Below are 24,260 nucleotides of genomic sequence, written 5' to 3'. Positions count from 1 at the left end.
TCAGGGTATGAGTCATCCACACCCCGAACTGAAAGCCGCCCCTCCCCTTCCCGAAGGAGGGCTGCGGGTCATCGCCCTGGGCGGCCTGGGTGAGATCGGCCGCAACATGACCGTCTTCGAGCACGCCGGCAAGCTGCTGATCGTCGACTGCGGGGTGCTGTTCCCCGAGGAGACCCAGCCCGGCGTGGACGTGATCCTGCCGGACTTCACCTCGATCCGGGACCGGCTGGACGACATCGTGGCGGTGGTCCTCACCCACGGTCATGAGGACCACATCGGCGGCGTGCCGTACCTGCTGCGCGAGCGGAGGGACATCCCGGTCGTCGGCTCCAAGCTGACGCTGGCGTTCCTGGAGGCCAAGCTCAAGGAGCATGGCATCCGGCCGCGCTCGGTGCGGGTGCGGGAGGGCGACCGGCGTGGCTTCGGGCCCTTCGACTGCGAGTTCGTGGCGGTCAACCACTCCATCCCCGACAGCCTCGCGGTCGCGATCCGTACCCGGGCCGGGATGGTGCTGCACACCGGCGATTTCAAGATGGACCAGTTCCCTCTCGACGACCGCATCACCGATCTACGTGCCTTCGCCCGCCTCGGCGAGGAGGGCGTGGACCTGTTCCTCACCGACTCCACCAACGCCGAAGTACCCGGCTTCACCACCTCCGAGCGGGAGTTGAACCCGGCGATCGAGCAGGTGATGCGCACCGCGCCGCGCCGGGTCATCGTCTCCAGTTTCGCCAGCCATGTGCACCGCATCCAGCAGGTCCTGGACGCCGCCCACCAGCACGGACGCAAGGTCGCCTTCGTCGGCCGGTCGATGGTCCGCAACATGGGCATCGCCCGGGACCTGGGCTATCTGAAGGTCCCCTCCGGTCTGGTCGTGAGCACGAAGGAGCTGGAGAAGCTCCCGGATCACAAGATCGCTCTGGTGTGCACCGGCTCCCAGGGCGAACCGATGGCCGCGCTGTCACGGATGGCCAACCGGGACCACATGATCCGCATCGGCAAGGACGACACCGTCCTGCTCGCCAGCTCCCTCATCCCCGGCAACGAGAACGCCATCTACCGGGTGATCAACGGACTCACCCGGTGGGGTGCCCACGTGGTCCACAAGGGCAACGCCAAGGTGCACGTCTCCGGGCACGCCAGCGCCGGCGAACTCGTCTACTGCTACAACATTGTCAAGCCCCGCAATGTCATGCCCGTGCACGGTGAATGGCGCCACCTGCGGGCCAACGGTGACCTCGCCATCCGCACCGGTGTGGATCCCGACCGGGTGGTCATCGCCGAGGACGGCGTCGTCGTCGACCTGGTCGACGGGCGGGCGTCCGTCACCGGCAAGGTTCCCGCAGGCAACGTCTACGTGGACGGCATGGAGGTCGGCGGTGCCACCGAGGCGTCCCTCAAGGACCGTCTCACCCTCGCCGCCGAAGGCGTGGTCACGGTGGTGGCGATCGTCGACGCGGACACCGGCGCCCTCGCCGAGGCCCCCGACTTCCTGGCCCGGGGCTTCGTCCACGACGACGCGACCTTCGAGCCGGTCATCCCCGTCATCGAGAAGACGCTGGCCACCGCTGCCGAGGAAGGCGTCGGGGACGCGCGCCAGCTCGAACAGCTCGTGGCCCGCGCCGTGGCGAACTGGGCGTTCCGCACCTATCGCCGCAAGCCCCTCATCATTCCCGTCATCATCGACGCCTGAGCAACATCCGGGCAGCAGCTGAGCTGCCGCAGGTTCCCCTCCCGTCCACACACCCTGTGACGTGTTGCCACTGACACATCACGTGGAGTGTGTGGCGGTCGGTCTGGAGCCTGCGGACAAGGGCGCCTGACCTCGGGTCCGTGAGCCAGGCGCTCGTGACGATCAGGCGGCGACGAGCTCCTGCTCGCGGTCCGGCGTTCCGACCTCGGGCTTCTTGTTCGGCAGCGAGAGCCGGAAGACCTTGCGCCACGCGGAGAACACCTGCTTGGGCAGTGGCCCTGTGACGTACTCCAGCTCGTACTTCTCGAACAGGGCGCGCACCTTCACCGCGACCTCGGCGTACCGGTTGCTCGGCAGGTCGGGGAACAGGTGGTGCTCGATCTGGTGCGACAGGTTGCCGGTCATGAAGTGCATGGCCTTGCTGCCGCTGATGTTCGCCGAACCCATCATCTGGCGCAGATACCACTGGCCGCGCGTCTCGTTCTTGATCGACCGGCGCTCGAAGACCTGTACGCCCTCCGGGAAGTGTCCGCACATGATCACCGAGTGGGACCAGATGTTGCGGACCAGGTTCGCGGTGAACGTGGCGGCGAGCGTGGGGAGGAACGACGGGCCCGACAGCAGCGGGTGGATCAGGTAGTCCTTGAGCACCTGCTTGCGGATCTTGCGGCCCACGGCCTTGGCCCGCTCGCGGAACTCCGGGTCCTTGCGGCGGCGCTTGCTCAGGTTCTTGCCGAGCTCCAGGTCGTACGCTGCGATGCCGTACTCGAAGAAGCAGGCGTTGACGAAGTTCCACAGCGGCTGGCCCAGGTGGAACGGGTGCCACTTCTGGTCCTCGTCGACGCGCATGATGCCGTAGCCGAGGTCGTTGTCCTTGCCGATCACGTTGGTGTACGTGTGGTGCAGCTCGTTGTGCGAGTGCTTCCACTGGTCGGCCGGCGAGACGTGGTCCCACTCCCACGTGGTGGAGTGGATCTTCGGGTCCCGCATCCAGTCCCACTGGCCGTGCAGGATGTTGTGGCCGATCTCCATGTTGTCCATGATCTTCGCCACGGACAGACCGGCGGTGCCGACCAGCCACGCGGGCGGGAACATCGAGAACAGCAGCACGCCCCTGCTGACCAGCTCCAGCTTGCGCTGGGCGGCGATGATCTTACGGATGTAGGCGGCGTCCTTCTCGCCTCGGCTGGCAATCACCTCGTCGCGGATTGCGTCCAGCTCGCGGCCCAGCTCCTCGATCTGCTCCGCAGTGAGGTGGGCGGTGGGGTCGATAGCGGTCAAGATGCTCCTACCGTTCGATGTCGCAGGGGCCCGCGGCGGCGGACACACAGGTCTGGATGAGGACGCCCGGCTCGGCCTCGGTGATCTCGCCGGTGCGTAGGTCGCGGACAGCGCCCGCCTTGAGCGGCGTGACGCAGCCGAAGCAGATGCCCATGCGGCACCCGGAGGGCATGAGCACGCCCGCCTCTTCGCCGACGTCCAGCAACGGCGTGGCGCCGTCCGCGTCGACGGTCTTGCCGGTGGCGCTGAACGTGACCTCGCCGCCATCACCGGCGACGACGATGCTGGGGCGGAACCGCTCGGTGTGCAGACGGTCCTGGAGGCCGTGTGTGCTCCAGTGCTCTTCGGCGGCGTCGAGCAGGCCCGCGGGCCCGCAGGCCCAGGTCTCGCGCTCGGCCCAGTCGGGCACGAGTTCGTCGAGACGGGTGATGTCGAGCATGCCGTGCCTGGCGGTGTGCACCTCGGTGAGCCGCAGCTTCTCGTCCGCGACCAGGTCGTGCAGTTCGTTGCGGAAGATCACGTCTTGGGGCTGTGGCGCGCAGTGGACCATGACGACGTCGTCGAACTCGCTGTCGCGCAGCATGCCCATCACGGGTGTGATGCCGCTGCCGGCCGTCAGGTAGAGCACCTTGGCGGGCTTGGCCTGCGGCAGCACGAAGTCACCGGTCGCCTGGTCGAGCTCGATCAGCGTGCCCGGTTTCGCCCTGCGGACCAGGTGGTTGCTGACCTTGCCGTCCGGGACAGCCTTCACGGTGATCGTGACGCGGCCGTCCTGGCGGTTCGTCGGCGAGGTGATGGAATAGGCACGCCACAGGCGCACCCCGTCGACATCGACCCCGATCCGCACGTACTGACCGGCTGTGTGGCCGCGCCAGCCCCGCCCCGGCCTGATCACGATGGTCGCGGCGTCACCCGTCTCGGGGTGCACGGCCTCGATGCGCCCACGCAGGTCGGCGCCCGCACGCAGTGGGCTGACCAGGTCGAGGTAGTCCGACGGCAGCAGCGGCGTTGTGACCATCTCCAGCAATTTCCACGCCCTGCTGCGGAGGGCTGCACTCGTCATGGCTCCAGCTTGCTGCGCCTCAGGGCGTAAAGTCCTGACCGCAGGACGTGAATCTGGTGGGTGGAATTGTTCGCAGGGAACAAAGACGTGAGCCATGCAATCCGGAGGGCCAGTGAACTGGCCTTTGATGAGACGACGGTCACCGCACTGAGGGCCGCGCTGAAGACCACAGCCGACGAGGTCGTCCAGGCGATCATCGACGAGGTCCCCTCTTACGCCAACGCCCTGTCGGGCCATATGGGCGCCACCATCCGCCGGGCCGTCCGGACCGCCCTGGGGCACTACCTGGACCTCGCGAGCGGGAATGTCACAGGCGGGGACGCCGGCGATGCAGCCTACGAGCTGGGCCGCGGCGAGGTGCGCGACGGCCGTTCGATGGACGCCCTGCTCAGCGCCTACCGCGTCGGCGCCCGCGTGGCCTGGCGATGCCTGGCAGCGGGCGCCGTGTCCGCAGGTCTGCCCGCCGCCGAGGTCGCCAAGTTCGCCGAGCTGACCTTCGCCTACATCGACGAGCTCTCCGCCGCGAGCGCTGCCGGCCACGCCGACGAACTGGCCGCCCGGGGCAGGGCCCACGAGCGCCACCTGGAACACCTGGCCCGCGATCTCCTCGCCGGCGCGAGCCCGGACGTGCTGCTGGCCTCTGCTCAACGGGCCGGATGGCAGCCTCCGGATTCGCTGACGGCGGTCCTGCTGCCCGCCGCCCAGGCCCGGCCTGCCTACCGCGCGCTCGACCCGAGCACCCTCGTCCTCGACGATCTGCCGGACGCCACCGGTGTGCTGCTCGTCCCCGATGCCGACCGATCACATCTCTTGCGGCAGCTGGCCGGCCACACGGCCGTGGTCGGCCCGCCCCGGCCATGGACCCGCGCGTCCGCCTCGTACGGACGAGCCGTACGCGCCCGCTCCCTCTCCTCTGATATCCGCGACACCGAGGACCACCTGCCCGAGCTGGTGCTGACCGCCGATATGGACACGTTCGCAGACCTGCGTGCCCGAGCCCTCGCACCGCTCAGGGCCCTGCCTGTCACGACCGCACGGCGGCTGGAGGAGACGTTGCGGGCGTGGCTGCTGCACCAGGGCAGGCGGGACGAGGTGGCGGCAGCGTTGTTCGTCCATCCCCAGACCGTCCGGTACCGGATGTCGCAGCTGCGCGAGCTGTTTCCGGACCTCGCATCGCCACAACGGGTCCTTGAACTGACGCTGGCGGTCGGTCTTCGGGCCAGTTGACGCGTACGTCGACCGTCCACGAACTCCTGACGGGGCCCGGCATCACTCGGTGTCTACTTGGACGTCCTACACCGAACTGGCCAGCGCCTCGGCGCAGGTGGAACCGGTACGCGCGGGCCCTGGAACGAGACGCCGGTGCCGGTGACGCCGACCGAGTTGCTCGGGCAGGGCGGCATCACCGTTCACGCCGTGCAGCCCAACGGCGACGGGGCGTTGGTCTTCGCGCCCGACGATCCGGCCGCGGACGCCGACCAGGCACTCGACGACCTGAACATCTAGGCTTCACCCATGCCGGTACCGGCATCATCCTGGCGTTCCGCGCGGTTCGAGGACTACCCGGACGGACCGGCGTCCCTGCGTGAGGACGGCGCATCACCTGTGAGTCAGGAGTGAAGTGAGGTCGCGGTGATGAATGATCAGGTGAATGCCTCATCACCCATCGCCACGTCCCATGCCTTTGTGAGAAGTCCTAAAGAGACGGAGGGGCGTAACCATTGGCGGATGTCAGGGTGCCGGCGGGCGGCGAGGCTGCTGGCATGTCCTTACACCACACGCCCGCCCCCGAGGGCGGCGCGCAAGAAGAAGCTGTCTGGCTTCCCCGCAGAATCTGGTTCCCCGGTCGCTTCATCGGTGGGACGGCTTGCATCCTTGCTCCCGTCGTCTGGTGCGTCGGGCTGCTGCTGCGCTACCTGGCCGTGCGCACGGCGGGTTTCACGCCGGAGCAGTTGGCGTGGTACGACAGCCAGCCGTTCCCCTTCTACGGCCAGCTCGCTGCCTTCCAGGCCAACCCCGACCTGATGACCGCAGGCTATGGATGCTTCGCCGCAGGCGCCGTCCTGCTCTGTATCGCCTGCGTCGCCCTCGCCGGGATCATCGCCGTGCGCGCCCCGAGACTCGCCTGCACCGGCGGCACGCTGGTCGTGATCGGCCTGTTCTGCCGCCTGTACTGGGCCGGGGTGGACCACACCGCCTTCCAACTGATCGAGCCGCTGGGGCTGGAGCGCGCCACCCAGTTGGTGATGGCCGACTACACGGACATCTCCTACGGACCCCTGCGGGTGCCCATCACGGCCGCTTTCGCCCTGTACGCCGGCACGGCAGTGCTCGCCATCGGGGCTTTCCGGTCGGGAACCTTCGGTACGGGGCGGCTGGTGCTGTTCCTCCTCGCGGGATCGCTGTGGACCGGCGCGCTCAAGGAGAGCGGGCTTCTCGACGTCGTCCTGTCCGTCGGTCTGTGCGCGGTGTTCGTCCCCCTCGGCATCCGAGTGCTCCGGGACACCGTGCCTGAGCTGCGCAGCCAGGGGGTGCTCGCGGCCGGACGCAGGCCGTTGAGGATCCTGAGCTGGTGACACAACCATCATGCACGGCAAGGACGTTGGCGAGGCCGAGTGATCCGGTCCGTCGTCGGCTGCGAACCTGGTTGCTTCCCGTCGTCGCGTTCGGCAGCGCGTTCTTTCCGGCCGCACTGCCCGGTCCGTACGGGCCGGCATGGCCGGTGCTCGCCTCGGTGCCCGGCCCGGTCGTGGCCGCGGTGGTGGGGCTGCTGGCGGCGGTGGCGGTCCGGACCGCATCGGAGCGGCCGTGGCTGCTGTTCCTTCTCGCAGGCGTCGACTCTGTGGTCAGGCCGCCGGGGCTGCTGGTATCGGTGGCCTCCTATGTGGCCGCGACCTCTTACCGACGGCCTCGTCACCTGCTGCTCTTCACGGTGGCCGCGAGCCTGCTGGTGGCGGTGCCCCGGCCGGGAGTCGAGGCGGTGTCGGCGCTTGGCGGTGTGGCCTTGTTCGTCTGGCTGCCCGTCGTGGGCGGGCTGTGGCAGGGTGCCCGGGCGCTGGTGGTGGCCGGGCTGCGCGAGCGGGCTGAACGGTTGGAGCGGGAGCAGGTCGTACGGACCGAGCAGGCCCGCGCGCAGGAACGTGCCCGCATCGCCCGAGACATGCACGACGTCGTGGCCCACCGCGTCTCCCTGATGGTGCTGCGAGCCGGAGCCTTGGAGATCAGTACCACCGACGAGAGGGCCGCGCAGGAGGCGGAGCTCATTCGCACCACGGGAAGGGAAGCGCTCGCTCAGCTCCGCTCCGTCCTGGGTGTCTTGACGGAAGGGGAGACAGCCGATCCGTTCCTGCCGCAGCCGACGCTCGCCGACCTCGAACGGCTGCTGGAGCAGTCCAGGTCGGCGGGTATCCCCGTCGAGCGGCAGGACGAGGGCACTGTGCGCGACGTCCCCGCCCTGGTCGAGCACACCGCCTACCGGGTCGTTCAGGAAGCGCTCACCAATGTCCACAAGCACGCCGTCCGGCCCACGGTCCGGGTGGCGGTACGGCACCTGCCGTCGGCGTTGGAGGTCACCGTCACGAACACCACCGTGCACGTTCCCGCTCCTCCGCTGCCCGGCAGCGGCCTGGGGCTCGTGGGGCTGAGGGAGCGCGTCGAACTCCTCGGCGGGCAGTTCGCGGCTGCCCCCGAACCCGCTGGAGGGTTCGCTGTCACTGCGAGACTGCCGACATGACCCGGACCTCCCGCCTCATCCGCACTCTGGTAGTCGACGACGAAGCCCTCGTCCGGACCGGCCTGCGCATGATCCTCGAAGCCGCCGGGAACATCGAGGTGGTCGCCGAGGCCGACTCCGGAACCGCTGCCGTCGACGCGGTCGCACGCCACCGGCCGCACGTCGTCCTGATGGATGTACGTATGCCCGGCATCGACGGCGTGGGCGCGCTGACGGAGATCAACCGGCTGCCCGACCCGCCGGCCGTGATCATGCTGACGACCTTCGACCGCGACGAGTACGTCCACGGCGCCCTCCGCGCCAGGGCCGCCGGGTTCCTGTTGAAGGACACCGCACCGCGCGACCTCATCGCCGCCGTCCGCGCGGTCGCCGAGGGCAGCGCGATGCTCGCGCCGACGGTCACGAGGCGACTGATCGATGCCTACGCCGGACAGCGCTCCGCCGACTACGTCGCGGCCAGGCAGCGTCTGTCGGTCCTGACTGACCGCGAGCGAAGGGTCGTCGGCGCGGTTGCCCGCGGGCTGGCCAACGCGGAGATCGCCCGTGAGCTAGGGATGGCGGAGACCACCGTCAAAGTTCACGTGAGCCGGTCGCTCACCAAACTCGGCCTGTCCAACCGGGTGCAGATCGCCCTCCTCGTCCGCGACGCGGGCAGTCCGGGGGGCTGAATCGCGGGGTTGGCCCGCGTCGTCACCTTGGCCTGGTCGCTGTTTCGGCCGTGGATCCGCCAGCCTCCGCCGTCGGGGATCCGGCCCACCGTCTTCACGGGTGGACCGTGTGCGACGGGCCGGCGGGCAATGATCTTGCCGGGTCTGCGGTTGGTGCCGCCCGCTGGGGTCCATGAACCGTCGTCGGCCCAGCCCCAGTCGGCTCAGGTGCCGCCCGATCGTGCGTCGCCCGATGCAGAGGCCAAGGTCGGCGAGTTCGTACGTGCTCCGTGGGGCGGACGGGGCTCAGCGGGGCGTTGCCATGCACCATGAGCACATCCATTCTCGTCGGTGACAGCGTTACGCCGTGGTCGGACGGTCGCGCTGCATCTCGCACAGCTCCCAGATGGTGTTGCGGGTGGTGTCGTCCAGAACGGCGTCGGGCCACGGGGTCCGTTTGGCCTTGCTGTTGAAATAGACGCCGTTCGTGGTGCGCTCCTCAGGGCTGGAGGCGAGGTAGACGCTGGAGCGCGTGGCCCTCAGCAGCGCCCGGCGGCCGTAGACGACGGGCATCGCCAGCCGCAGCAACGGGACGATCGGGCGAGCCAATGGCGGATAGGTGCCGACGGTCAGGTTCTTGTTCATCGAGGTGTAGGCGTGTCCGGGGTAGGCGACGTTCAGCGTTACCGGTGTGGCCGCAAGTTCCTGGGCGAAGCGGTAGCTCATCGCCATCTGCGCCAGCTTGGTCTGGTTGTAGAACGACAGCCCGACATAGGACTTCTCGCCCTGCAGGTTGTTGAGGTCGATCTGCCCCCGGGGGATGCCGCCGGTGATGTTAATGACCCGGGCCTGCCCGGACGCGGTCAGGGCAGGCATCAGCCAGTGGGTGAGGCAGAACGGCGCGACCACGTTGACCGCGAATGCGGTCTCGATGCCGTCCTCGGTCACCTCGCGGTGGGATTGGGTCGCTCCCGCGTTGTTGATCAGCACGTCCACCACGCCGCCGGCCCGGGCGCCGGCCTCCTGGGCGAGGCGACGGACGTCGCGCAGCCGGGACATGTCGGCCGTGATCGCCGTGACGTCGTCGTTCCCGCTGGTGTGACGAAGATCCGCCACGGCAGCGTCAGCGCGGGACTTGTCCCGTCCGACGAGGATCACGCTCGCGCCGAGCACGGTCAACTGCCGTGCGGTCTCCTTGCCGATGCCCCCCGTGCTGCCGGTCACCAGGACGGTCCTGCCTTCCACTGACACCACCCCATTCGTATCTGTCACTTGGTGACATGGTAGTCATCGAATGAAGCAAAGTAGACTGGGTGCATGAAAGAGGGACTGCGGGAACGCACCCGCCGAGCAGTGCGGGCGGAGCTCGCCAAGGTGGCCATCGACCTGTTCGCCCGCCAGGGCTTCGACGAGACGACCGTCGAGGACATCGCCCGAGCAGCCGGCATGACCAAGCGCAGCTTCTTCCGTTACTTCCCGACCAAGGAAGACGTTGTCTTCGACGGCATCGACTTCACTGGAGAGAGCGTCGTCGCCGACATCGCAATGCGGCCGGCGAGCGAAGGGCCGTGGGAGTGCCTGCATCAGGTCCTGCGGGCTTGGCAGGATGAGATTCACGCCAGTGCGCAGGCCCTCGCAACCATCCGCCTGATCGAGGCGACGCCCGCACTGGCCGGGCGACTCCACCAACGCAGAACCGAATGGCGCAGGCGAGTCAGCGACGCGCTCCGAGATCGGCCAGGGACCGACCTCGACCCGTACACCGCGGATCTGCTCACCAACGCCGCCACGGCGGTGCTCGACGCCGTATCCAGCCAGTGGGCCCGATCGGACGGGAACGTGGACCGCCCAGCCCTGCTGGACCAGGGGTTCCACCAGGTCCACGTTGATCCCGGCCAGCGGCAGGTGTGACCCGCCTCCCCGTCACCAACGTCCTGCCTTCCCCGCAGCTGCGGGGAAGGCAGGACGCCGGGCGTGCCCATCGCTCGCCGGTCAGCGGGCGTATGCGCCCGCCCGTGGTCACCGAGGCCGGTAGGCGGTGGCCAGTACGGAGACAGTGACCTGATCGGGCAGGAGGACGCAGTCGTTCATGTCTGCACGACTCACGTGGCGTGCGCTCGGTGTCATTGCCACCAGGTCCAGGGCATCCGGCCTGGTGAGGGGTGCGGAGTACTCCACCCGTTCAGTGACGGCTGCCTCGAAGAAGGGGTCGAGCGCCCGGTGCAGGCGCTGTTCCTTGGCCGGGTCGATCGTGACCATCGCAGGCAACTGACCGCGCAGCTCGGCCAGGTGCCGCCCGGTGGGCCGGACCACGATCAGCCGACCGGTCGAGCGCAGTACGCGGTGGAACTCGACCGGGTTGCGTGGGGCGAACACGTTCAGCACGACATCGGCCGCCCCGTCGACCAGCGGGAAGTGACGGAAGACATCCCAGGTGACCGCGGCGGCGCGGTCGTGGGCACGGGCTGCCGAGCGCAGCGCGCGCACCGATGTGTCCAGCCCCAGGCCACGGGCGTCGGGCAGCCGGTCGAGTACGCCGGCCAGGTAGTAGCCGGTGCCGCACCCCACGTCCACCACCGTGCCCTGCTCGGACATGGCGTCGGCCGCCAGTCGGGCCCCGACTTCGCGGATGGGCGCGTAGATGCCGGTGGACAGGAACCGGTTCCGGGCTTGGACCATGGCTGCGTCGTCGCCGCTGGTGGCGCGGGTGCCCGTCAGCAGGCCGGCATAGCCGTGACGGGCGATGTCGAAGGTATGGCCTACCGGGCAACGCAGCGCACCGCCCTCGGGGTGCAGGTGCCGCGTTCGGCACGTCGGACAGCAGAGCAGGTCGAGGGACAGATCGAGGGCAGGGGGAAGCGACACGGGCACGAGGCACTCCTGGCAAGGGGTGAAGGGAAGGGATCGTGCCTGCGCGCTCAGAGCGTCACTGCCTCGGGAAGTAACGGGCAGCGTCGGGACGTGATGCATGCAGCAGGCACACCGAGGAGGGCGACGCCGTCCGGCATCGCCCTCAGCGCCTTCCGATCACAGGAAGCAGCAGTGCGGGGTGCTCATGAATGCCACGTCATAAGTCTACGAACACGACGGGACCCTCGATGCCTCCGCGTCCAAGAGCTGGGAGACACGACCCAGGGGGCCGGCCACCGGTGTAATAGCGAGCTATCGGGTTGCCCTGCACTGCCGCCGTCCAGCAGGCCGCGCTCTGGGCTTCCCACAGGACGGTGGCGGGGTCGACGGGCTCGTTGCGGAGGGCGAGCGTGGTCAGGCACTGCTGGCCGGCGTGCAGCGGCAGGGTGAGGTCGTCGGGGACCAGCCACAGCACGGTGTCGATGTCGTCAGGGCGGGCGGTGGCGAGCAGCAGTTGCTCCTCCTCGACCGCCTCGGTGTGGTCAGGGGCGGCGGGGCGCGGTGCCGGGGTGCGGGGGAGTCGTGCACTGGCTGTCGCGCCTGCCAGGGAAGGTGATCTTGTGAACGGGTTGTGTCAGTGCTGCCGGGCAGGTGTTCCTGCGCCTGTCGGTGGGACTCGGGTGGTCACTACGGCAGAAGGGTGACGACGATGGCTGAGGCGAGCAGTCCCGACTTCGGCAGCCACACCGGGCGTTCTTCTTCGGGTGGCGAGCCAGTGGGAGAGCTGGTGCAGCGTGCGTCGCAGCAGCTGACTGAGCTGGTGCGGGCCGAGATGCGGTTGGCGCAGGCGGAGATGAAGGAGAAGGGCAAGCGCTACGGCAAGGGCGGCGGCCTGTTCGGCGGGGCCGGTCTGGCCGGCTTCTTCACCCTCCAGACCTTGATCGCCACGGCGATCGCAGCCCTCGCCGTGCCGTTGCCCGTGTGGGTGGCGGCCCTGATCGTCACCGCGGTGCTCGGCGTGGTGACGGGGGTGCTGGCGCTGACGGGCAAGAAGGAAGTCACCCGGGCCGCCCCGCCGACCCCAGAACAGACCATCGACAGCGTGAAGGCCGACGTGGCCGAGATCAAGGAGAGTGCCAAGCGATGACCCAGCCGCCCCACGACAAGCCCACCGCCGCCAGCCCCGAGGAGCTGCGCGAGCAGGTCGAGCACACTCGACACGAACTGGGGGACACGGTCGAGGCCCTGGCCGACAAGACCGACGTCAGGGCTCGCGCCCAGGAGAAGGCAGCCCAGGCCAAGGAGCAGGCGTCGGCGAAGGCCACGGAGCTGACCGGGCAGGTCAAGGCCAAGGCGGCCCAGGCCGCGCACCTCGTGGAGGACAAGCTGCCCGACCCGGTCAGGGCGAAGGCCGCCGCAGCCGCGGAACAGGCGAAGGCCAAGGCGGGGCAGGCCCAGCAGATGTGGCACGACCAGGCGCCCGAACCGGTACGCAACAACCGCACTCCGCTGATCGCCGCAGGAGCAGTGCTGGTCGTCGGCTGTCTGCTGCTGCGCCGCAAGAAGAGGCAGTAGACGCAAGGACGCAAGGGAGGCAGCGATGAAGGCGTCGAAGGTGGCGTACAAGCCCGTCGGACTCGCACTCGGGGCCGTCAGTGGGGTGCTGGCGGGTGGCCTGTTCAAACAGGTGTGGAAGATGCTCGGGCATGCCGAGGACGCGCCCGATGCCACGGACGAGGAGCGCGGGTGGGGAGAGGCCGTGGCCGCTGCCGTGCTGCAGGGTGCGATCTTCGCGGGCGTCAAGGCGGCCGTCGACCGCGGCGGCGCCGCGGCCACCCGTCGTCTGACCGGTACCTGGCCCGGCTGACCAGGAGAAGGATTGCTCCTACCCGCACGCGATGCCCGCAGACACGGTACCGCCCTGTCCTGATGCTGCGCTGGGCCACCACCCGCACCCGGCGTCAGGGAGCGAGCTCTGCCCGCCCGCCCTGGCGCCGCACCGCCCCACCACACAGGTCAGCGTTCCCCACCAGGGATCCGGCCGAGACCGACGAGCAGGCTGAGGCACTCCTGCGGGAGGCCGAGGAATACACGCGCCGGCACTGGCAGCGACTGCGCACCCAGCGTCCACCGCACGAGTAGCCCGCTGCCCCGTCGTCCCTGCCGAAACTCACCCTACGTCTCCATGCGGAGAATCGGGCGGCAGTTTCCGGGTGTCGCGGGGCTCGGCGTAGGGCTCGTCGCCCGGTGGGCGGCCGCCCTCGATCGCCCGCTGCCGTTCCGTCTCGGCGTTGAACTCCAGGCCGAGGAGGATGGCGATGTTCGTGATCCACAGCCACACCAGGAAGATGATGATGCCGGCGAAGGTGCCGTAGGTCTTGCTGTAGCTGCTGAAGTTCGCCACGTAGAAGGCGAACGCCACCGACGCGACGATCCAGATGAGAACGGCCAGCAAGCTGCCCGCACTGACCCAGCGAAAGCGCCGCTTGACGTTCGGGGCGGCCCAGTAGAGCAGGGCGATGGCCAGGCTGACCAGGAGGACCATCACCGGCCACTTGGCGATGTTCCACACGGTGACGACGGTGCTGCCCAGCCCCAGCAGGTCACCGGCTTTCTGCGCCAAGGGGCCCGTGACGACGACGCCGACCGCGGTCAGGGCCAGCAGGATGATGACCGCGACGGTAATGCCCAGCCGGGTCGGCAGGGTCTTCCACACGGGTCTGCCCTCGCCGATGTCGTACACGTTGTTGGCGGCGCGCATGAAGGCCGCGACGTATCCGGAGGCGGACCACAGGGCGAGGACGATACCGATGACGAGGGCGATGCCTGCCTTGCCCTGGCCTCCGCCGAGCTGCTTGAGCATCGCGGTCAGGATGTCACCCACGGCCCCGGGAGCGAGGCCCGCGACGTTGTCGATCAATGGTTGGATCGCCGACTTCCCGATCAGCCCCACAATGGACAGCAGGGCCAGTGCGGCGGGGAAGAGCGCTAGGATCCCGTAGTAGGTCAGGGCCGCCGCCCAGTCCGTCAACGCATCGGCCTTGAACTCCTTGACCGTGCGCTTCAGCACACCGGTCCACGAGCGCTTCGGCAAATCCTCCGGCCCCTTGACCGGGTCGCCGCGGTCACCGGCTGGGCGGTCAGGTTCTTCGGATCGCGCCATGACTCCTCCGCCGCACTCTGCCCCGCCGTCGGCCGACGGGGACACTGCCCAAGCTCCACCGACGCTAGGACCACCTGCGCGCGAAAGCGGCGACTGACGACCTGCACCACGGCACTGTCGCCCTGATGGAGCAGTGCTCCGGCCACCCAAGCTGCTTGATCGACAGCCAGCCAAAAACTGCCTGGAGCAGGGGCGCCGCCGATGAGCGGGGCCAGGGCGCTGGTTGCCACGGCCCCGCCGAAGCGGGGGCTGTGGCCGGCTTCGCACTTGTGCAAGCCGGCCGGGCACCTGCGGCGCCGCTGGAGCAGTTCCCTGGGCCGTGGAGGAGACCGCGAGATGGTGACCCGTCCCGCTCCGGTCTGTGACGCTGCAATGAGTATGCGTGGCTTCTACGGGGGGCAGGTGGCGGAGATGAGGTAGTCGACGACGTCGTGTGCACTGGAGCGTTGGCGGTAGGCGGCGCGTTGGCGGTCCGCGCCGGTTCCTTCGGTGCGCAGGCGCTGCCACTGCTCGTGCACCAGATCGAGGTCGCCGCTGTGCCGCAGTGCCGGCGTGACGGTGTGCAGCAGTTGCTCGACCAGCGTGGTCTGGGCCACCAGGCGGCCGGTGAGTGGGTCGATGCCGTGGCCGGCCAGTCCGTCGCGGGCGGCGCGCCAGCAGGCTGCGCGCAGGATCTCCGGTCCCGGGCGTGGGGCGGGTTCTTTCGCGTGGACGGCGGTGAGGGCGCCGGCGGTCAGGGCGCGGACGACAGCGGCGAGCATCAGGGTGTCGTCGGGGCTCAGGGCGGCGTCGGCGACACGGATCTCGATGGTGGGCAGGTGGTGGGAGGGGCGGATGTCCCAGTACAGGCCGCCTCGGTCGATCAGGGCCTCGCTCTCGATGAGGGTGTCGACGAGGTCGTCGAAGTGGGCGGGGGATTCGAAGTAGGGGGGCGGGCCGGCGACGGGCCAGCGCCCCCACGTGGTGGTGCGCCAGCTCGCGTACCCGGTGTCCCGGCCGTCCTGGAACGGGGAGTTCGCGCTCAGGGCGGTCAGGGCCGGCAGCCAGGGGCGCAGGTGGTTGCTGACGTGCACGGCATCGCGGGGGTCGGGCAGGCCGACGTGGATGTGGCAGGCGCACGCGGTCTGCTCGTCGTCCAGGGCGCGGAAGTGGGCCGCGCTGTGGGCGTAGCGGGCGCCTGGGCTGATCGGGACAGGGACCGTCTGGCCGAGTACAGGGGTGCCGGTGGAGGTGATGCGCAGTCCGAGGCGGGCAGCTGCGCGGGCGGCCGCCGCTCTCGTGGAACGGATCTGGCCGGCGGCTTCCTTCAGGCAGGTGTGCGGGTCGGTGCGCAGCTCGACCTGGTAGCGGGTCAGCTCGGTGCCTGCCCGGTCACCGAGTTCGCCGGCCGCCTCGCCCACCAGCTGGGGTCCCTGGGGGCTGAGGGCGCGCGTGGCTGGATCGACCAGGAGGACCTCCTCCTCGATGCCCACGGTCAGCGGGACCTGAGTGTGGCCTGATTCCCGGGAGTGGACTGGCGTGAGGGTCTCTGTCGGGGCTGCCTCGCCGTGAGGTTCACTGCTCATAGTGATGACACTGTGTCAGACAGTGCTCGGCTGGGGTGGGCAAACGGTGTTCGTCGACGGTTGAGGAGCCCGGCATGCGTGAAGAGACCGACGTGCTGGTGGTCGGTGGCGGTCCGGCGGGCGCGACCACCGCGGCTCTCCTGGCCCGCCAGGGCCACCAGGTGCATGTGCTGGAAAGGGAACGGTTCCCGCGCTACCACATCGGAGAGTCTCTGCTCCCGTCCCTGCTGCCCGTGCTCGACGTGCTCGGCGCGCGTGAGGTAGTCGAGGCGCACGGTTTCGTCCGCAAGACGGGGGCGTTCTACGGCTGGGGCGGTCAGGAGTGGTCGCTGGGGTTCGATGAACCGGACAGGCCGGCGGCCTACAGCTTCCAGGTCATCCGTTCCCAGTTCGACCAACTGCTGCTGGAGCACGCCCGCACACAGGGGGCCGACGTGCGAGAAGAGGTCCGCGCGGGACGCACCGCGTTCGAAGACGGCAGCGGCCACGGCCAGGGCAAGCGAGCCGTGGAAGCGACCTGGAACGGCCCTAACGGCACCGAAGGGCGCATCCGCTTCGACCACCTCATCGACGCCTCCGGCCGCGCAGGCCTCCTCGCCGCCCGGCAACTGCGCACCAGACGCGTCCACGACGTCTTCCGCAACGTCGCCACCTGGAGCTACTGGCGTGGCGCCGCGCCTCTCGCCACTGCGCCCAGCGGCGCGATCGGGGTGTTCTCCTTGCCCGACCATGGATGGCTGTGGGCCATCCCCCTGCACGACGGCACCCTCAGCGTCGGCCTGGTCACCGACAAACGCTCCTTCGCCCACGCCAGGCAGGCGGCCGGCGGATCGCTCCAGACCGTCTACGACGAAGCCATCGGCCGTTGCCCGCGCCTGGCCGGCATGCTCACGGGCGCCCGCCAGAGCGCGCCGCTGAAGACCGAGAGCGACTACTCCTACGTCAGCGACACGTTCACCGGACCGGGCTGGTTCCTCGCCGGAGACGCCGCCTGCTTCCTCGATCCTCTGCTGTCCACGGGCGTGCACCTGGCTATGTACAGCGGTCTGCTCGCCGCCGCCTCCATCAACAGCGTGCTGCGCGGCGACATCGACGAGGACGCTGCCTGCGCCTTCTACCAGACCGCCTACCGGCACGCCTATGAGCGCCTTCTCATCCTGGTGAGTGCCTTCTATCGCGTCCACGACGGCCGCGACCACTACTTCCGCACCGCCCAGCAGCTCAGCGTCCGGGACCAGGAACCGTTACGCCTGCACGAAAGCTTCCTCAACCTCATCACCGGCGCGGAAGACCTCTACGACACCCAGACCGACGACGCCGTCAGCACCTTCCTGAACACCGTGCGCCGACCGGTCAACGGCCGGTTCCCTCAAGGACTCGCGGGCCACGGAACCAGCGACCTGCTTCCCCTGCCCACCACGAGCGCCCAAGCCGCCGCCGGCCTCTACCTCCACCTCCATCCACATTCCCACCTGCGCACAGGCAGCGGTACTGCACATCGTCCGGTGTAGTCGAATCGGCCCGCACGTTGCGAGATACGGACACGGCCGGAAAAGGCCCGTGTTCCACCGCTGTGGCTCGGGCAGGTATCCGGCGGTCTCTTCAGCCGCTGCCGGAGGTGCGCCGTCGTGGAGTCCTTACCCGTTTCCGCCTCCGTCCGCCGCCTCGGGCCCTCCGCGGCCACGGAAACGGAGCTGGCCGAGATGGTGCGCGCCCATTACGACAACGAGCCGCTGCTGCGGCTCGCCGGTGAGATCCACTTCGACACCGAGCTGAGCCGCGCCGAGGTCCGGGCGGCCGCACGGGTGTACGGCGACCGGCCGCCGGATTTGGTGTACCTGCCGTGTGCCGGGACTCTGCGCCACGCCGCACCGCTCCTCGCGGAGGGCGTGCGGCAGGTCGTCGCGGTCGATCTGTCCGGGCCGAGCCTGAACGCCGGACTGGGCCGCAACGTCTCCGCCGGTCTGCGCAGCCGGGTCATCGTCTACCAGGGCGACGTGCGCGATGCCGGGCAGGTGCTCCCCGACGAGGGGGTGCGCATGGTCTTTCTCGGCGGCAACAGCCTGGGCGACATCACCACCCGGGCCGCCCACCAGCAGTTCCTCCACGCGCTCGCCCGGTCGTTGTCCCCGGGTGGGGTTCTCGTCTTCGACTACGTCTCCGACCGCTACCTGCCCGCCGGCACCGGACCGGAGACCAGCGAATGGCCGCAGGTCTGGCACGGCCCGAAGGGCGACGTGGACGTCGTGGACCGGCGCACGCGCACCTGCCGGCCACTGGGCACCTCCGGGATGGCGTTGCTGAGCATCCGGTGCGAGATCCTGGACCAGCACGGCCGTCGACCCCTCGTGCCGGCGCACACCTACAGCAAGCTGGTCGTGCCCGACGCGCTGCTGAAGGAGCAGTTCGCCGAAGCGGGCCTGGAGCTGACCAATGTCGGTCCCGTCGCCGAGTGGTCGGACTACCACCGTGACCGCATCGACCGCGTGGGTGATCTCGGCATGATGGGTGAGCCCGACTGCTGGTACCGGGCGGTGCGCCCGTGAACGTCCCGCACGCCGCGGCGAGCGGCCCCGGCCACCTCCGGATCGGCGTCTCCGCGGTCCACGGCCGCGGTGTCTTCGCCACCCGCGCCCTCACAGCAGGCGAGACCGTCGAGTCCTGCCCCGTGATCCTGGTACCTGCTTCACAGCGCCACCTGGTCGACGACACGGCACTGTACGACTACTACTTCAACTGGCCCGGCGGCCAGGCTGCCCTCGCGTTGGGCTACGGCAGCCTCTACAACCACTCGCCCCGCCCCAACGCGCGCTACCGCAAGAACACCGACGCCCTCACCGTGGACATCCACGCTGTGCGCGCCATCGCGCCGGGACAGGAGATCACCGTCAACTACACCTGTGACGGCACCAACCCCCTGTGGTTCGACCCGGTCCCATGACTCGGTGACGCCGAGGCGACTTCCCTCATGGTGCCGACTCCTGGCCACCGGTTGTGCAGTCGCATGAATGCTGATCAGAAGTGAACCGAGTGCCTGCCGGGGTGCCCGCGACGCTGTGCACCACTTCCCGCCCGGCGCTTGAGCACCGCCAGGGCGGGAAGCCCTCCAGCGCCCTCGCTCCCGAAGCACGGAAGGTCAAATGCCCAGTCGAGGGTGTGGACCCTCGCCGTGCTGGTGATGGCATTCGCATGGAGCACGGCGATGACCGTGACCGTGCTGGGACACCCCGCCGCGGTTGTGGCGCTGCTGCCCTCGCTCGGACTGCTCGTGCAACAGCTCACCGCCGCCGTCCACGCTCCGGTACCGGACCCGCTCGCGCGACAGCATGCCCTTCGGTTTGCCGCAGCTCAACGTGCGGACGTGGAGGCCGCAGACCCGTACGGGCGCTGGGCCACCCACTGCACCACCGCAACGGCATCGCGGGGAGGAACCACGCGTGCCATGGCGGTGCCTCGGCCGGATCGAGGCGACCTATGGGTTCGAATTCTCCCCAGAGCGTCGGGCTTTCCTGGCGGTAGGGCTGCCGGTTTCCTCACCTCCCAACGAAGACGCGACGTGGCAACAGCCCTCAGCGACGGCGTCCACCACGCCATGCTCGCCTGATTCCTGACTCGCTACCTGCCGGTGTGCTGGGCTGTCGTGGGCAGTTCCACAGTGCTGCGGAGCCCGCCGGCAGAGCGAGGGGCAAGGGTGAGCGTTCCGTCGTGTGCCTGGGTGATGGTCTTGACGATGGCCAGGCCAAGGCCGACGCCTGCGTGGTCGCTGTGGAGGCGCTCGGTGCCGCGCTGGAAGGGTTCGGTGAGCGTGGAGACCAGCTGGGGGGAGAGCTGCTCGCCGGTATTTTCGACAGTGAGCACGACGGCGTCGGGGCGGACGCTGGTGTGGACCCGTACGAGGCCGTGTTCGGGCAGGTTGTGGACGATCGCGTTCTGCACGAGGTTGGTGGTCAGCTGGAGCAGGAGCGCCGGTGATCCAAGCACGGGGGCGATGTCTCCGCTGGTGTCGATGGTGACACCGCGCTTTTCCGCGAGGGGGAGGAGCGTCTCGGTGGCTTCTTCCGCCATGAGGGACAAGTCGACGTGTTCCCTGGTGAACGACTTCTGTCCCGCGCGGCTGAGCAGGAGCAATGCTTCAGTGAGGTCGATGGCTCGGGTGTTGACCACTCGGAGGCGCTCGACAAGCTCGCAGATGTCGTGGTCGGGATCGTTGCGGGCCACATCGAGAAGCGACTGCATGACCGCCAGCGGGGTGCGCAGTTCGTGAGAGGCGTTGGCCGCGAATCGCTGCTGTTCGGCGATGTGCGCCTCGAGCTGCGCAAGCATCGTGTCGAAGGAGTCGGCGAGTTCGCGAAACTCATCTCGGCGGCCCGGCAGACGGATTCGGAAGGACAGCTGTCCGTTCGCCATCCTATGTGTGGCGTCGGTGATACGCGATAGCGGGGCGAGCATCCGGCCGGCCAGAATCCATCCGCCTACGAGACCGATCACGAGCAGGAACGTCAGAGCAAGGATTCCCGCCGGGACGAAGACGACTGGGCCGAAATTGGTTGGGTCGAATGCGCGCGGGAAGTCGGACAGCTTGGGAAAGACCAGAGCCTTCGAACTTCCTCGCATGAGGAAAATCCACGCGGCGACGAACAGCAAGACGCCCGCGACCAGGAGGAACCCGGCGTAGCTGAGGGTGAGCTTGAGGCGGACACTCAAGCCGGGCCGCCTATCCACGGTCACCATCACCGTGCCCGGCGCCGGGTGCCGTGTCGATGCGGTAGCCCACGCCTGCCACAGTGGCGATGATCCAGGGCTCGCCGAGGCGTTTCCGCAGGGCCGAGACTGTGATCCGTACGGCGTTGGTGAACGGGTCGGCATTCTCATCCCATGCGCGTTCCAGTAGCTCTTCGGCGCTGACGACGCCGCCTTCGGCAGCGACGAGGACTTCGAGCACTGCGAACTGTTTCCTGGTGAGCGCGACATAGCGGTCGTCGCGGTAGACCTCGCGGCGGAAGGGATCGAGCCGCAGGCCTGCGATCTCTCGTACGGGAGGTCTGGTGTGCGCACGTCTGCGGTCGAGTGCTCTGAGACGGAGCACGAGTTCCTGCAGTTCGAACGGCTTCGTGAGGTAGTCGTCGGCACCGAGCCCGAACCCGGAAGCCTTGTCATCGAGACGGTCCGCCGCGGTGAGCATGAGGATCGGCATGCCGCTGCCGGAGGCGACGATGCGCCTGGCGATCTCGTCACCGGAGGGTCCGGGAATGTCACGGTCGAGGACGGCGATGTCGTAGGTGTTGATGCTGAGCAGTTCCAGTGCGGTGTCGCCGTCACCGGCAATATCGGCCGCGATCGCTTCCAGGCGCAGGCCATCGCGGATGGCTTCCGCCATATAGGGTTCGTCCTCGACGATCAAGACACGCATGCTTCAAGGCTACAAGCCGGCACATATCGTCCACGTATCGAAAACCGCATACACGTTGGCAACATCCGGCTGTTTTCACTTGCGGTATGTCTCGCACCCATCCCTCAGCACGAACAGCAACCTGCCGGGTTCGTCGGCCGATTGTCGGCCTGAAAGTCGTGGCAGCAGGGCCCACCGCAGCCCTCAGTCACCAGGCGTCGTCCCTCTCGGCCTCCTCGCCGGCCGCAGCACCCTCGCACGCGCCTCGCGGTGAGCGCCATGGTGCACTGGGCGCGGCCGACGGGGCCGTACCCGACGGCGTGACGGTCTTCAACGACGCTTGTCCGGCCGCGGCCAAGCTCGATGAGAAGGCCGCGCGCCGGGTGGCCACCGCGACGACGTCTGTGCACGTTTCGGGTGATGCGGTCGACGTAGGGGCCGATCCCACCCTTGACGCGAGAACGCAGCAGTGATCAGCAGTGCACAACAGTGAGCGAGAACAGACGATGACACAGGTGGACACGGCGAAGGTCACACAGGGCAGCCCGGCGGCCGCCGGCGGCGGCACGCGGCGCGCGGGCGTATCGGGCGTACGCCGAGCGACGCGTATCGCCACCCGGCCGGGGCCTTGGAAGCGAGGCCCGGTGCTCGCGGCCCTCGCGTTGCTGCTCGGTCTGATCCTGCTGCTGCACGCGCAGATTCCGAACGGTACCGGTGGCCTCGGCAGTCTGGTCGAGACCTTCCTGCCGTGGTTGGGGCTGTTCGTTCCGGTGCTGCTGGCCGGGGCGCTCTGGCGCCGCTCCATCTCGGCGGTGGTCGCGCTGCTGCTGCCGGCCGTGGTGTGGCTGAACCTCTTCGGCGGGCTGCTCGGCGACAAGTCCTACCCGGGTGGCGACCTCACGCTGGTCAGCCACAACGTGGCCGCCGAGAACCCCGATCCGGCCGGCACAGCCCGCGACCTGGCCGCCTCCGGCGCGGATGTGCTGGCGCTGGAGGAGATCAGCGCGCAGGCCAAGGGCACGTACATGAAGGAGCTGGCGAAGGCGTACCCGTACCACACCGTGCAGGGCACGGTCGGGCTGTGGAGCAAGCTGCCGCTGTCCGGCACCAGGCCGGTCGACATCAAGCAGGACGTCGGGCCGCTGGGGGCCACGAAGCCGGCCGAGGAAAAGCTGCCCTCCAACCGTGCGCTGCGCACCACGGTGGCCACGGACAAGGGGCCGCTGGCGGTGTACGTGGCCCACCTGGGATCTGTACGCGTGAATCCCAGGGGAGGCTTCTCGACGGGCGATCGGGACAGGAACGCGCAGGCGCTCGGCGAGGCCCTCGCCGCCGAGAAGAACAAGCGGGTGGTGGTGCTCGGTGACTTCAACGGCACCATGGACGACCGTGCGTTCGACGGCCTCACCTCTCAGCTGCGCTCGGTACAGGACGTGGCCGGGGACGGCTTCGGCTTCAGCTGGCCAGCATCCTTCCCGGTGGCGCGGATCGACCAGATCCTGGTCCGCGGGGTGGAGCCGAAGAGTGCGTGGTTGCTGCCGGAGACCGGCAGTGATCATCTGCCGGTGGCGGCCGGGATCAGCTGGTGAACACGAGGACAGGTACGTGGCCGGAGAACACCGGCACATATCGTCGGCGTATCGAAAACCGCATACGCGCCGACAACGTCAAGCCGCCTTGACTGAAGGCATGTCTTACAGCGAACCGGCACGAACAGCGGGCGTGAGCCTGACAGTAGAACCGATCAGCGCCGCCGAGCACGTGGCGTTCGTGCGGACACAGCGGTCGGTCAGTTTCCTGCAGACCCCGGCGTGGGGCCGCGTCAAGACCGAGTGGCGCAGCGAGTCCCTCGGCTGGTTCGACGGCGGGCGCCTGGTTGGTGCCGGGCTCGTCCTGCACCGACCGGTGCCGAAGCTCGAACTGTTCACGCTGGCCTACCTGGCCGAGGGCCCGGTCATCGACTGGAGCGGCGAGATCGGTGCGTGGCTCGATCCGCTGGCGGCGTATCTCAAGGCGCACGGCGCGTTCGCGGTCAGGCTCGGCCCGCCGGTGGTCACGGACACGTGGAGCGCCGCCCAGGTCAAGGAGGGCGTCGCCGACCCGGGCCTCCGGCGGCTCACCGAGATGCCCAGCCAGTGGACCGACCCGGTCGGTACCCGTGTCACCAGCCGGCTCAGGGACGCCGGCTGGCTGCCGCAGAACCCTCAGGACGGCTTCGGGGTCGGGCACCCACAGTTCAAGTACGAGGTTCCGCTGGCCGGCAGGACCGAGGCCGAGCTGCTCAGGGGCATGAACCAGCAGTGGCGCCGCAACATCAAGAAGGCGGCCAGGGAGGGAGTCGAGGTAACGGTCGATACGGTCGGCGTGGGCCTGAAGGTGTTTCACGACCTCTACGTCCACACCGCCGAGCGCGACCGGTTCACGCCCCGGCCCCTGCGCTATTTCGAGACCATGTTCGCGGCGCTGCGCGCCGAGGACCCTGAGCGGATCAAGCTCTACCTGGCCCGCCATCAGAGCGACCTGGTCGCCGCCACCGTCATGGTCCGCGTCGGCACCCACGCGGTGTACGCCTATGGCGCATCCTCCACCGAAAAGCGCGAGGTGCGCGGCTCCCACGCCTGCCAGTGGGCGATGATCCGCGACTCCCTGGCGGCCGGCTGCGACGTCTATGACTTGCGCGGCATCACCCCCACCCTCGACGCTGATGACCCGCACGTCGGACTGATCCAGTTCAAGGTCGGCACCGGTGGGCAGGCGGTGCGGTACGTCGGCGAGTGGGACCTGCCGTTGCGGCCGATGGTCTACCGGGCCTTCGACCTCTACATGAGGCGGCGCGGGCGATAGGCCCGGATCTCCTGCCAATCGGCCCGGGGGCC

The 24,260-nt window shown here is 68.9% G+C and carries 23 protein-coding genes; 15 read left to right on the top strand and 8 right to left on the bottom strand.

Annotated elements, in window-relative coordinates; genetic code table 11:
• The first annotated feature begins 7 nt into the window (after window positions 1-7).
• Window positions 8-1,693, top strand: coding sequence for a ribonuclease J (locus tag ACFZP7_RS00805; protein WP_030971106.1), 1,686 nt, complete (start codon window positions 8-10; stop codon window positions 1,691-1,693).
• A gap of 162 nt (window positions 1,694-1,855) precedes the next feature.
• Here ACFZP7_RS00805 and ACFZP7_RS00800 read toward each other — a convergent pair whose 3' ends face one another.
• Complete coding sequence (locus tag ACFZP7_RS00800; protein ID WP_385633520.1) at window positions 1,856-2,974, bottom strand: fatty acid desaturase family protein; 1,119 nt, start codon at window positions 2,972-2,974, stop codon at window positions 1,856-1,858.
• A 7-nt stretch (window positions 2,975-2,981) separates the two neighbouring features.
• A complete protein-coding gene (locus ACFZP7_RS00795; protein ID WP_385633519.1) occupies window positions 2,982-4,037 on the bottom strand; it encodes a ferredoxin reductase in 1,056 nt (351 codons plus the stop codon).
• 87 nt (window positions 4,038-4,124) lie between these two features.
• Between ACFZP7_RS00795 and ACFZP7_RS00790 the strand changes: the two genes are divergently transcribed.
• From ACFZP7_RS00790 to ACFZP7_RS00770, 5 genes are all read left to right on the top strand, one after another.
• Window positions 4,125-5,264, top strand: a complete 1,140-nt coding sequence (locus ACFZP7_RS00790) for a PucR family transcriptional regulator (protein ID WP_385633518.1) — start codon at window positions 4,125-4,127, stop codon at window positions 5,262-5,264.
• A 135-nt stretch (window positions 5,265-5,399) separates the two neighbouring features.
• Window positions 5,400-5,543, top strand: coding sequence for a hypothetical protein (locus ACFZP7_RS00785; protein WP_385633517.1), 144 nt, complete (start codon window positions 5,400-5,402; stop codon window positions 5,541-5,543).
• Between the two features lie 257 nt (window positions 5,544-5,800).
• On the top strand, window positions 5,801-6,613 hold the full coding sequence (locus ACFZP7_RS00780; protein ID WP_385633516.1) for a hypothetical protein: 813 nt from the start codon (window positions 5,801-5,803) through the stop codon (window positions 6,611-6,613).
• A gap of 71 nt (window positions 6,614-6,684) precedes the next feature.
• The gene (locus ACFZP7_RS00775) at window positions 6,685-7,770 is read left to right on the top strand and encodes a sensor histidine kinase (protein WP_385633515.1); all 1,086 of its coding nucleotides are present in this window, start codon (window positions 6,685-6,687) and stop codon (window positions 7,768-7,770) included.
• Window positions 7,767-8,438 (top strand): response regulator transcription factor, encoded by a 672-nt coding sequence (locus ACFZP7_RS00770; RefSeq protein ID WP_127440544.1) that lies wholly within the window; start codon window positions 7,767-7,769, stop codon window positions 8,436-8,438. Before ACFZP7_RS00775 ends, ACFZP7_RS00770 begins: the two co-directional genes overlap by 4 nt.
• Window positions 8,439-8,777: 339 nt before the next feature.
• Here the strand turns inward: ACFZP7_RS00770 and ACFZP7_RS00765 are convergent, their stop codons facing one another.
• On the bottom strand, window positions 8,778-9,641 hold the full coding sequence (locus ACFZP7_RS00765) for an SDR family NAD(P)-dependent oxidoreductase (RefSeq protein ID WP_385633514.1): 864 nt from the start codon (window positions 9,639-9,641) through the stop codon (window positions 8,778-8,780).
• A gap of 93 nt (window positions 9,642-9,734) precedes the next feature.
• On the opposite strand from ACFZP7_RS00765, the gene ACFZP7_RS00760 reads away from it, so the two are divergent.
• Entirely contained in the window at window positions 9,735-10,328 is a 594-nt protein-coding gene (locus ACFZP7_RS00760; protein WP_385633513.1) for a TetR family transcriptional regulator, read from the top strand.
• Window positions 10,329-10,436: 108 nt separating this feature from the next.
• Here the strand turns inward: ACFZP7_RS00760 and ACFZP7_RS00755 are convergent, their stop codons facing one another.
• Window positions 10,437-11,288, bottom strand: coding sequence for a methyltransferase domain-containing protein (locus tag ACFZP7_RS00755; RefSeq protein WP_385633512.1), 852 nt, complete (start codon window positions 11,286-11,288; stop codon window positions 10,437-10,439).
• A gap of 688 nt (window positions 11,289-11,976) precedes the next feature.
• On the opposite strand from ACFZP7_RS00755, the gene ACFZP7_RS00750 reads away from it, so the two are divergent.
• Genes ACFZP7_RS00750 through ACFZP7_RS00740 form a run of 3 tightly spaced genes read left to right on the top strand, consistent with a single transcriptional unit; the run spans window position 11,977 to window position 13,134 of the window.
• Complete coding sequence (locus ACFZP7_RS00750; protein ID WP_307949199.1) at window positions 11,977-12,414, top strand: phage holin family protein; 438 nt, start codon at window positions 11,977-11,979, stop codon at window positions 12,412-12,414.
• Window positions 12,411-12,842, top strand: a complete 432-nt coding sequence (locus ACFZP7_RS00745; protein ID WP_385633511.1) for a DUF3618 domain-containing protein — start codon at window positions 12,411-12,413, stop codon at window positions 12,840-12,842. Before ACFZP7_RS00750 ends, ACFZP7_RS00745 begins: the two co-directional genes overlap by 4 nt.
• Window positions 12,843-12,867: 25 nt before the next feature.
• Window positions 12,868-13,134: a DUF4235 domain-containing protein gene (locus ACFZP7_RS00740; protein WP_220670099.1), complete on the top strand. Its 267-nt coding sequence runs from the start codon at window positions 12,868-12,870 to the stop codon at window positions 13,132-13,134.
• A 303-nt stretch (window positions 13,135-13,437) separates the two neighbouring features.
• Here the strand turns inward: ACFZP7_RS00740 and ACFZP7_RS00735 are convergent, their stop codons facing one another.
• Window positions 13,438-14,430, bottom strand: a complete 993-nt coding sequence (locus tag ACFZP7_RS00735; protein ID WP_220670098.1) for a YihY/virulence factor BrkB family protein — start codon at window positions 14,428-14,430, stop codon at window positions 13,438-13,440.
• A 389-nt stretch (window positions 14,431-14,819) separates the two neighbouring features.
• A complete protein-coding gene (locus tag ACFZP7_RS00730) occupies window positions 14,820-15,902 on the bottom strand; it encodes a glutamate--cysteine ligase (RefSeq protein ID WP_385633510.1) in 1,083 nt (360 codons plus the stop codon).
• A gap of 167 nt (window positions 15,903-16,069) precedes the next feature.
• On the opposite strand from ACFZP7_RS00730, the gene ACFZP7_RS00725 reads away from it, so the two are divergent.
• The 3 genes from ACFZP7_RS00725 (at window position 16,070) to ACFZP7_RS00715 (ending at window position 18,936) form a co-directional block, all read left to right on the top strand.
• Window positions 16,070-17,506, top strand: coding sequence for an NAD(P)/FAD-dependent oxidoreductase (locus tag ACFZP7_RS00725; protein WP_385633509.1), 1,437 nt, complete (start codon window positions 16,070-16,072; stop codon window positions 17,504-17,506).
• Between the two features lie 117 nt (window positions 17,507-17,623).
• Window positions 17,624-18,541, top strand: coding sequence for a class I SAM-dependent methyltransferase (locus ACFZP7_RS00720; protein WP_385633508.1), 918 nt, complete (start codon window positions 17,624-17,626; stop codon window positions 18,539-18,541).
• On the top strand, window positions 18,538-18,936 hold the full coding sequence (locus tag ACFZP7_RS00715; RefSeq protein WP_385633507.1) for an SET domain-containing protein: 399 nt from the start codon (window positions 18,538-18,540) through the stop codon (window positions 18,934-18,936). Before ACFZP7_RS00720 ends, ACFZP7_RS00715 begins: the two co-directional genes overlap by 4 nt.
• Window positions 18,937-19,610: 674 nt before the next feature.
• Here ACFZP7_RS00715 and ACFZP7_RS00710 read toward each other — a convergent pair.
• Both ACFZP7_RS00710 and ACFZP7_RS00705 read right to left on the bottom strand, forming a co-directional pair.
• A complete protein-coding gene (locus ACFZP7_RS00710; RefSeq protein ID WP_385638279.1) occupies window positions 19,611-20,717 on the bottom strand; it encodes a sensor histidine kinase in 1,107 nt (368 codons plus the stop codon).
• Window positions 20,710-21,405, bottom strand: coding sequence for a response regulator transcription factor (locus tag ACFZP7_RS00705; protein ID WP_210903912.1), 696 nt, complete (start codon window positions 21,403-21,405; stop codon window positions 20,710-20,712). The genes ACFZP7_RS00710 and ACFZP7_RS00705 overlap by 8 nt, the downstream gene beginning before the upstream one ends.
• A gap of 485 nt (window positions 21,406-21,890) precedes the next feature.
• On the opposite strand from ACFZP7_RS00705, the gene ACFZP7_RS00700 reads away from it, so the two are divergent.
• Together ACFZP7_RS00700 and ACFZP7_RS00695 are read left to right on the top strand one after the other, a co-directional pair.
• On the top strand, window positions 21,891-22,973 hold the full coding sequence (locus tag ACFZP7_RS00700) for an endonuclease/exonuclease/phosphatase family protein (protein ID WP_385633506.1): 1,083 nt from the start codon (window positions 21,891-21,893) through the stop codon (window positions 22,971-22,973).
• Window positions 22,974-23,073: 100 nt separating this feature from the next.
• Window positions 23,074-24,228 (top strand): lipid II:glycine glycyltransferase FemX, encoded by a 1,155-nt coding sequence (locus tag ACFZP7_RS00695; protein WP_385638277.1) that lies wholly within the window; start codon window positions 23,074-23,076, stop codon window positions 24,226-24,228.
• Window positions 24,229-24,260: the final 32 nt, after the last annotated feature.

This window comes from Streptomyces sp. SudanB5_2050 (genome assembly GCF_964272335.1).
Classification (GTDB): domain Bacteria; phylum Actinomycetota; class Actinomycetes; order Streptomycetales; family Streptomycetaceae; genus Streptomyces; species Streptomyces rochei.
The sequence above is the reverse complement of the archived record's forward strand: the minus strand, read 5'-3'. Positions and strand labels throughout refer to the sequence as shown.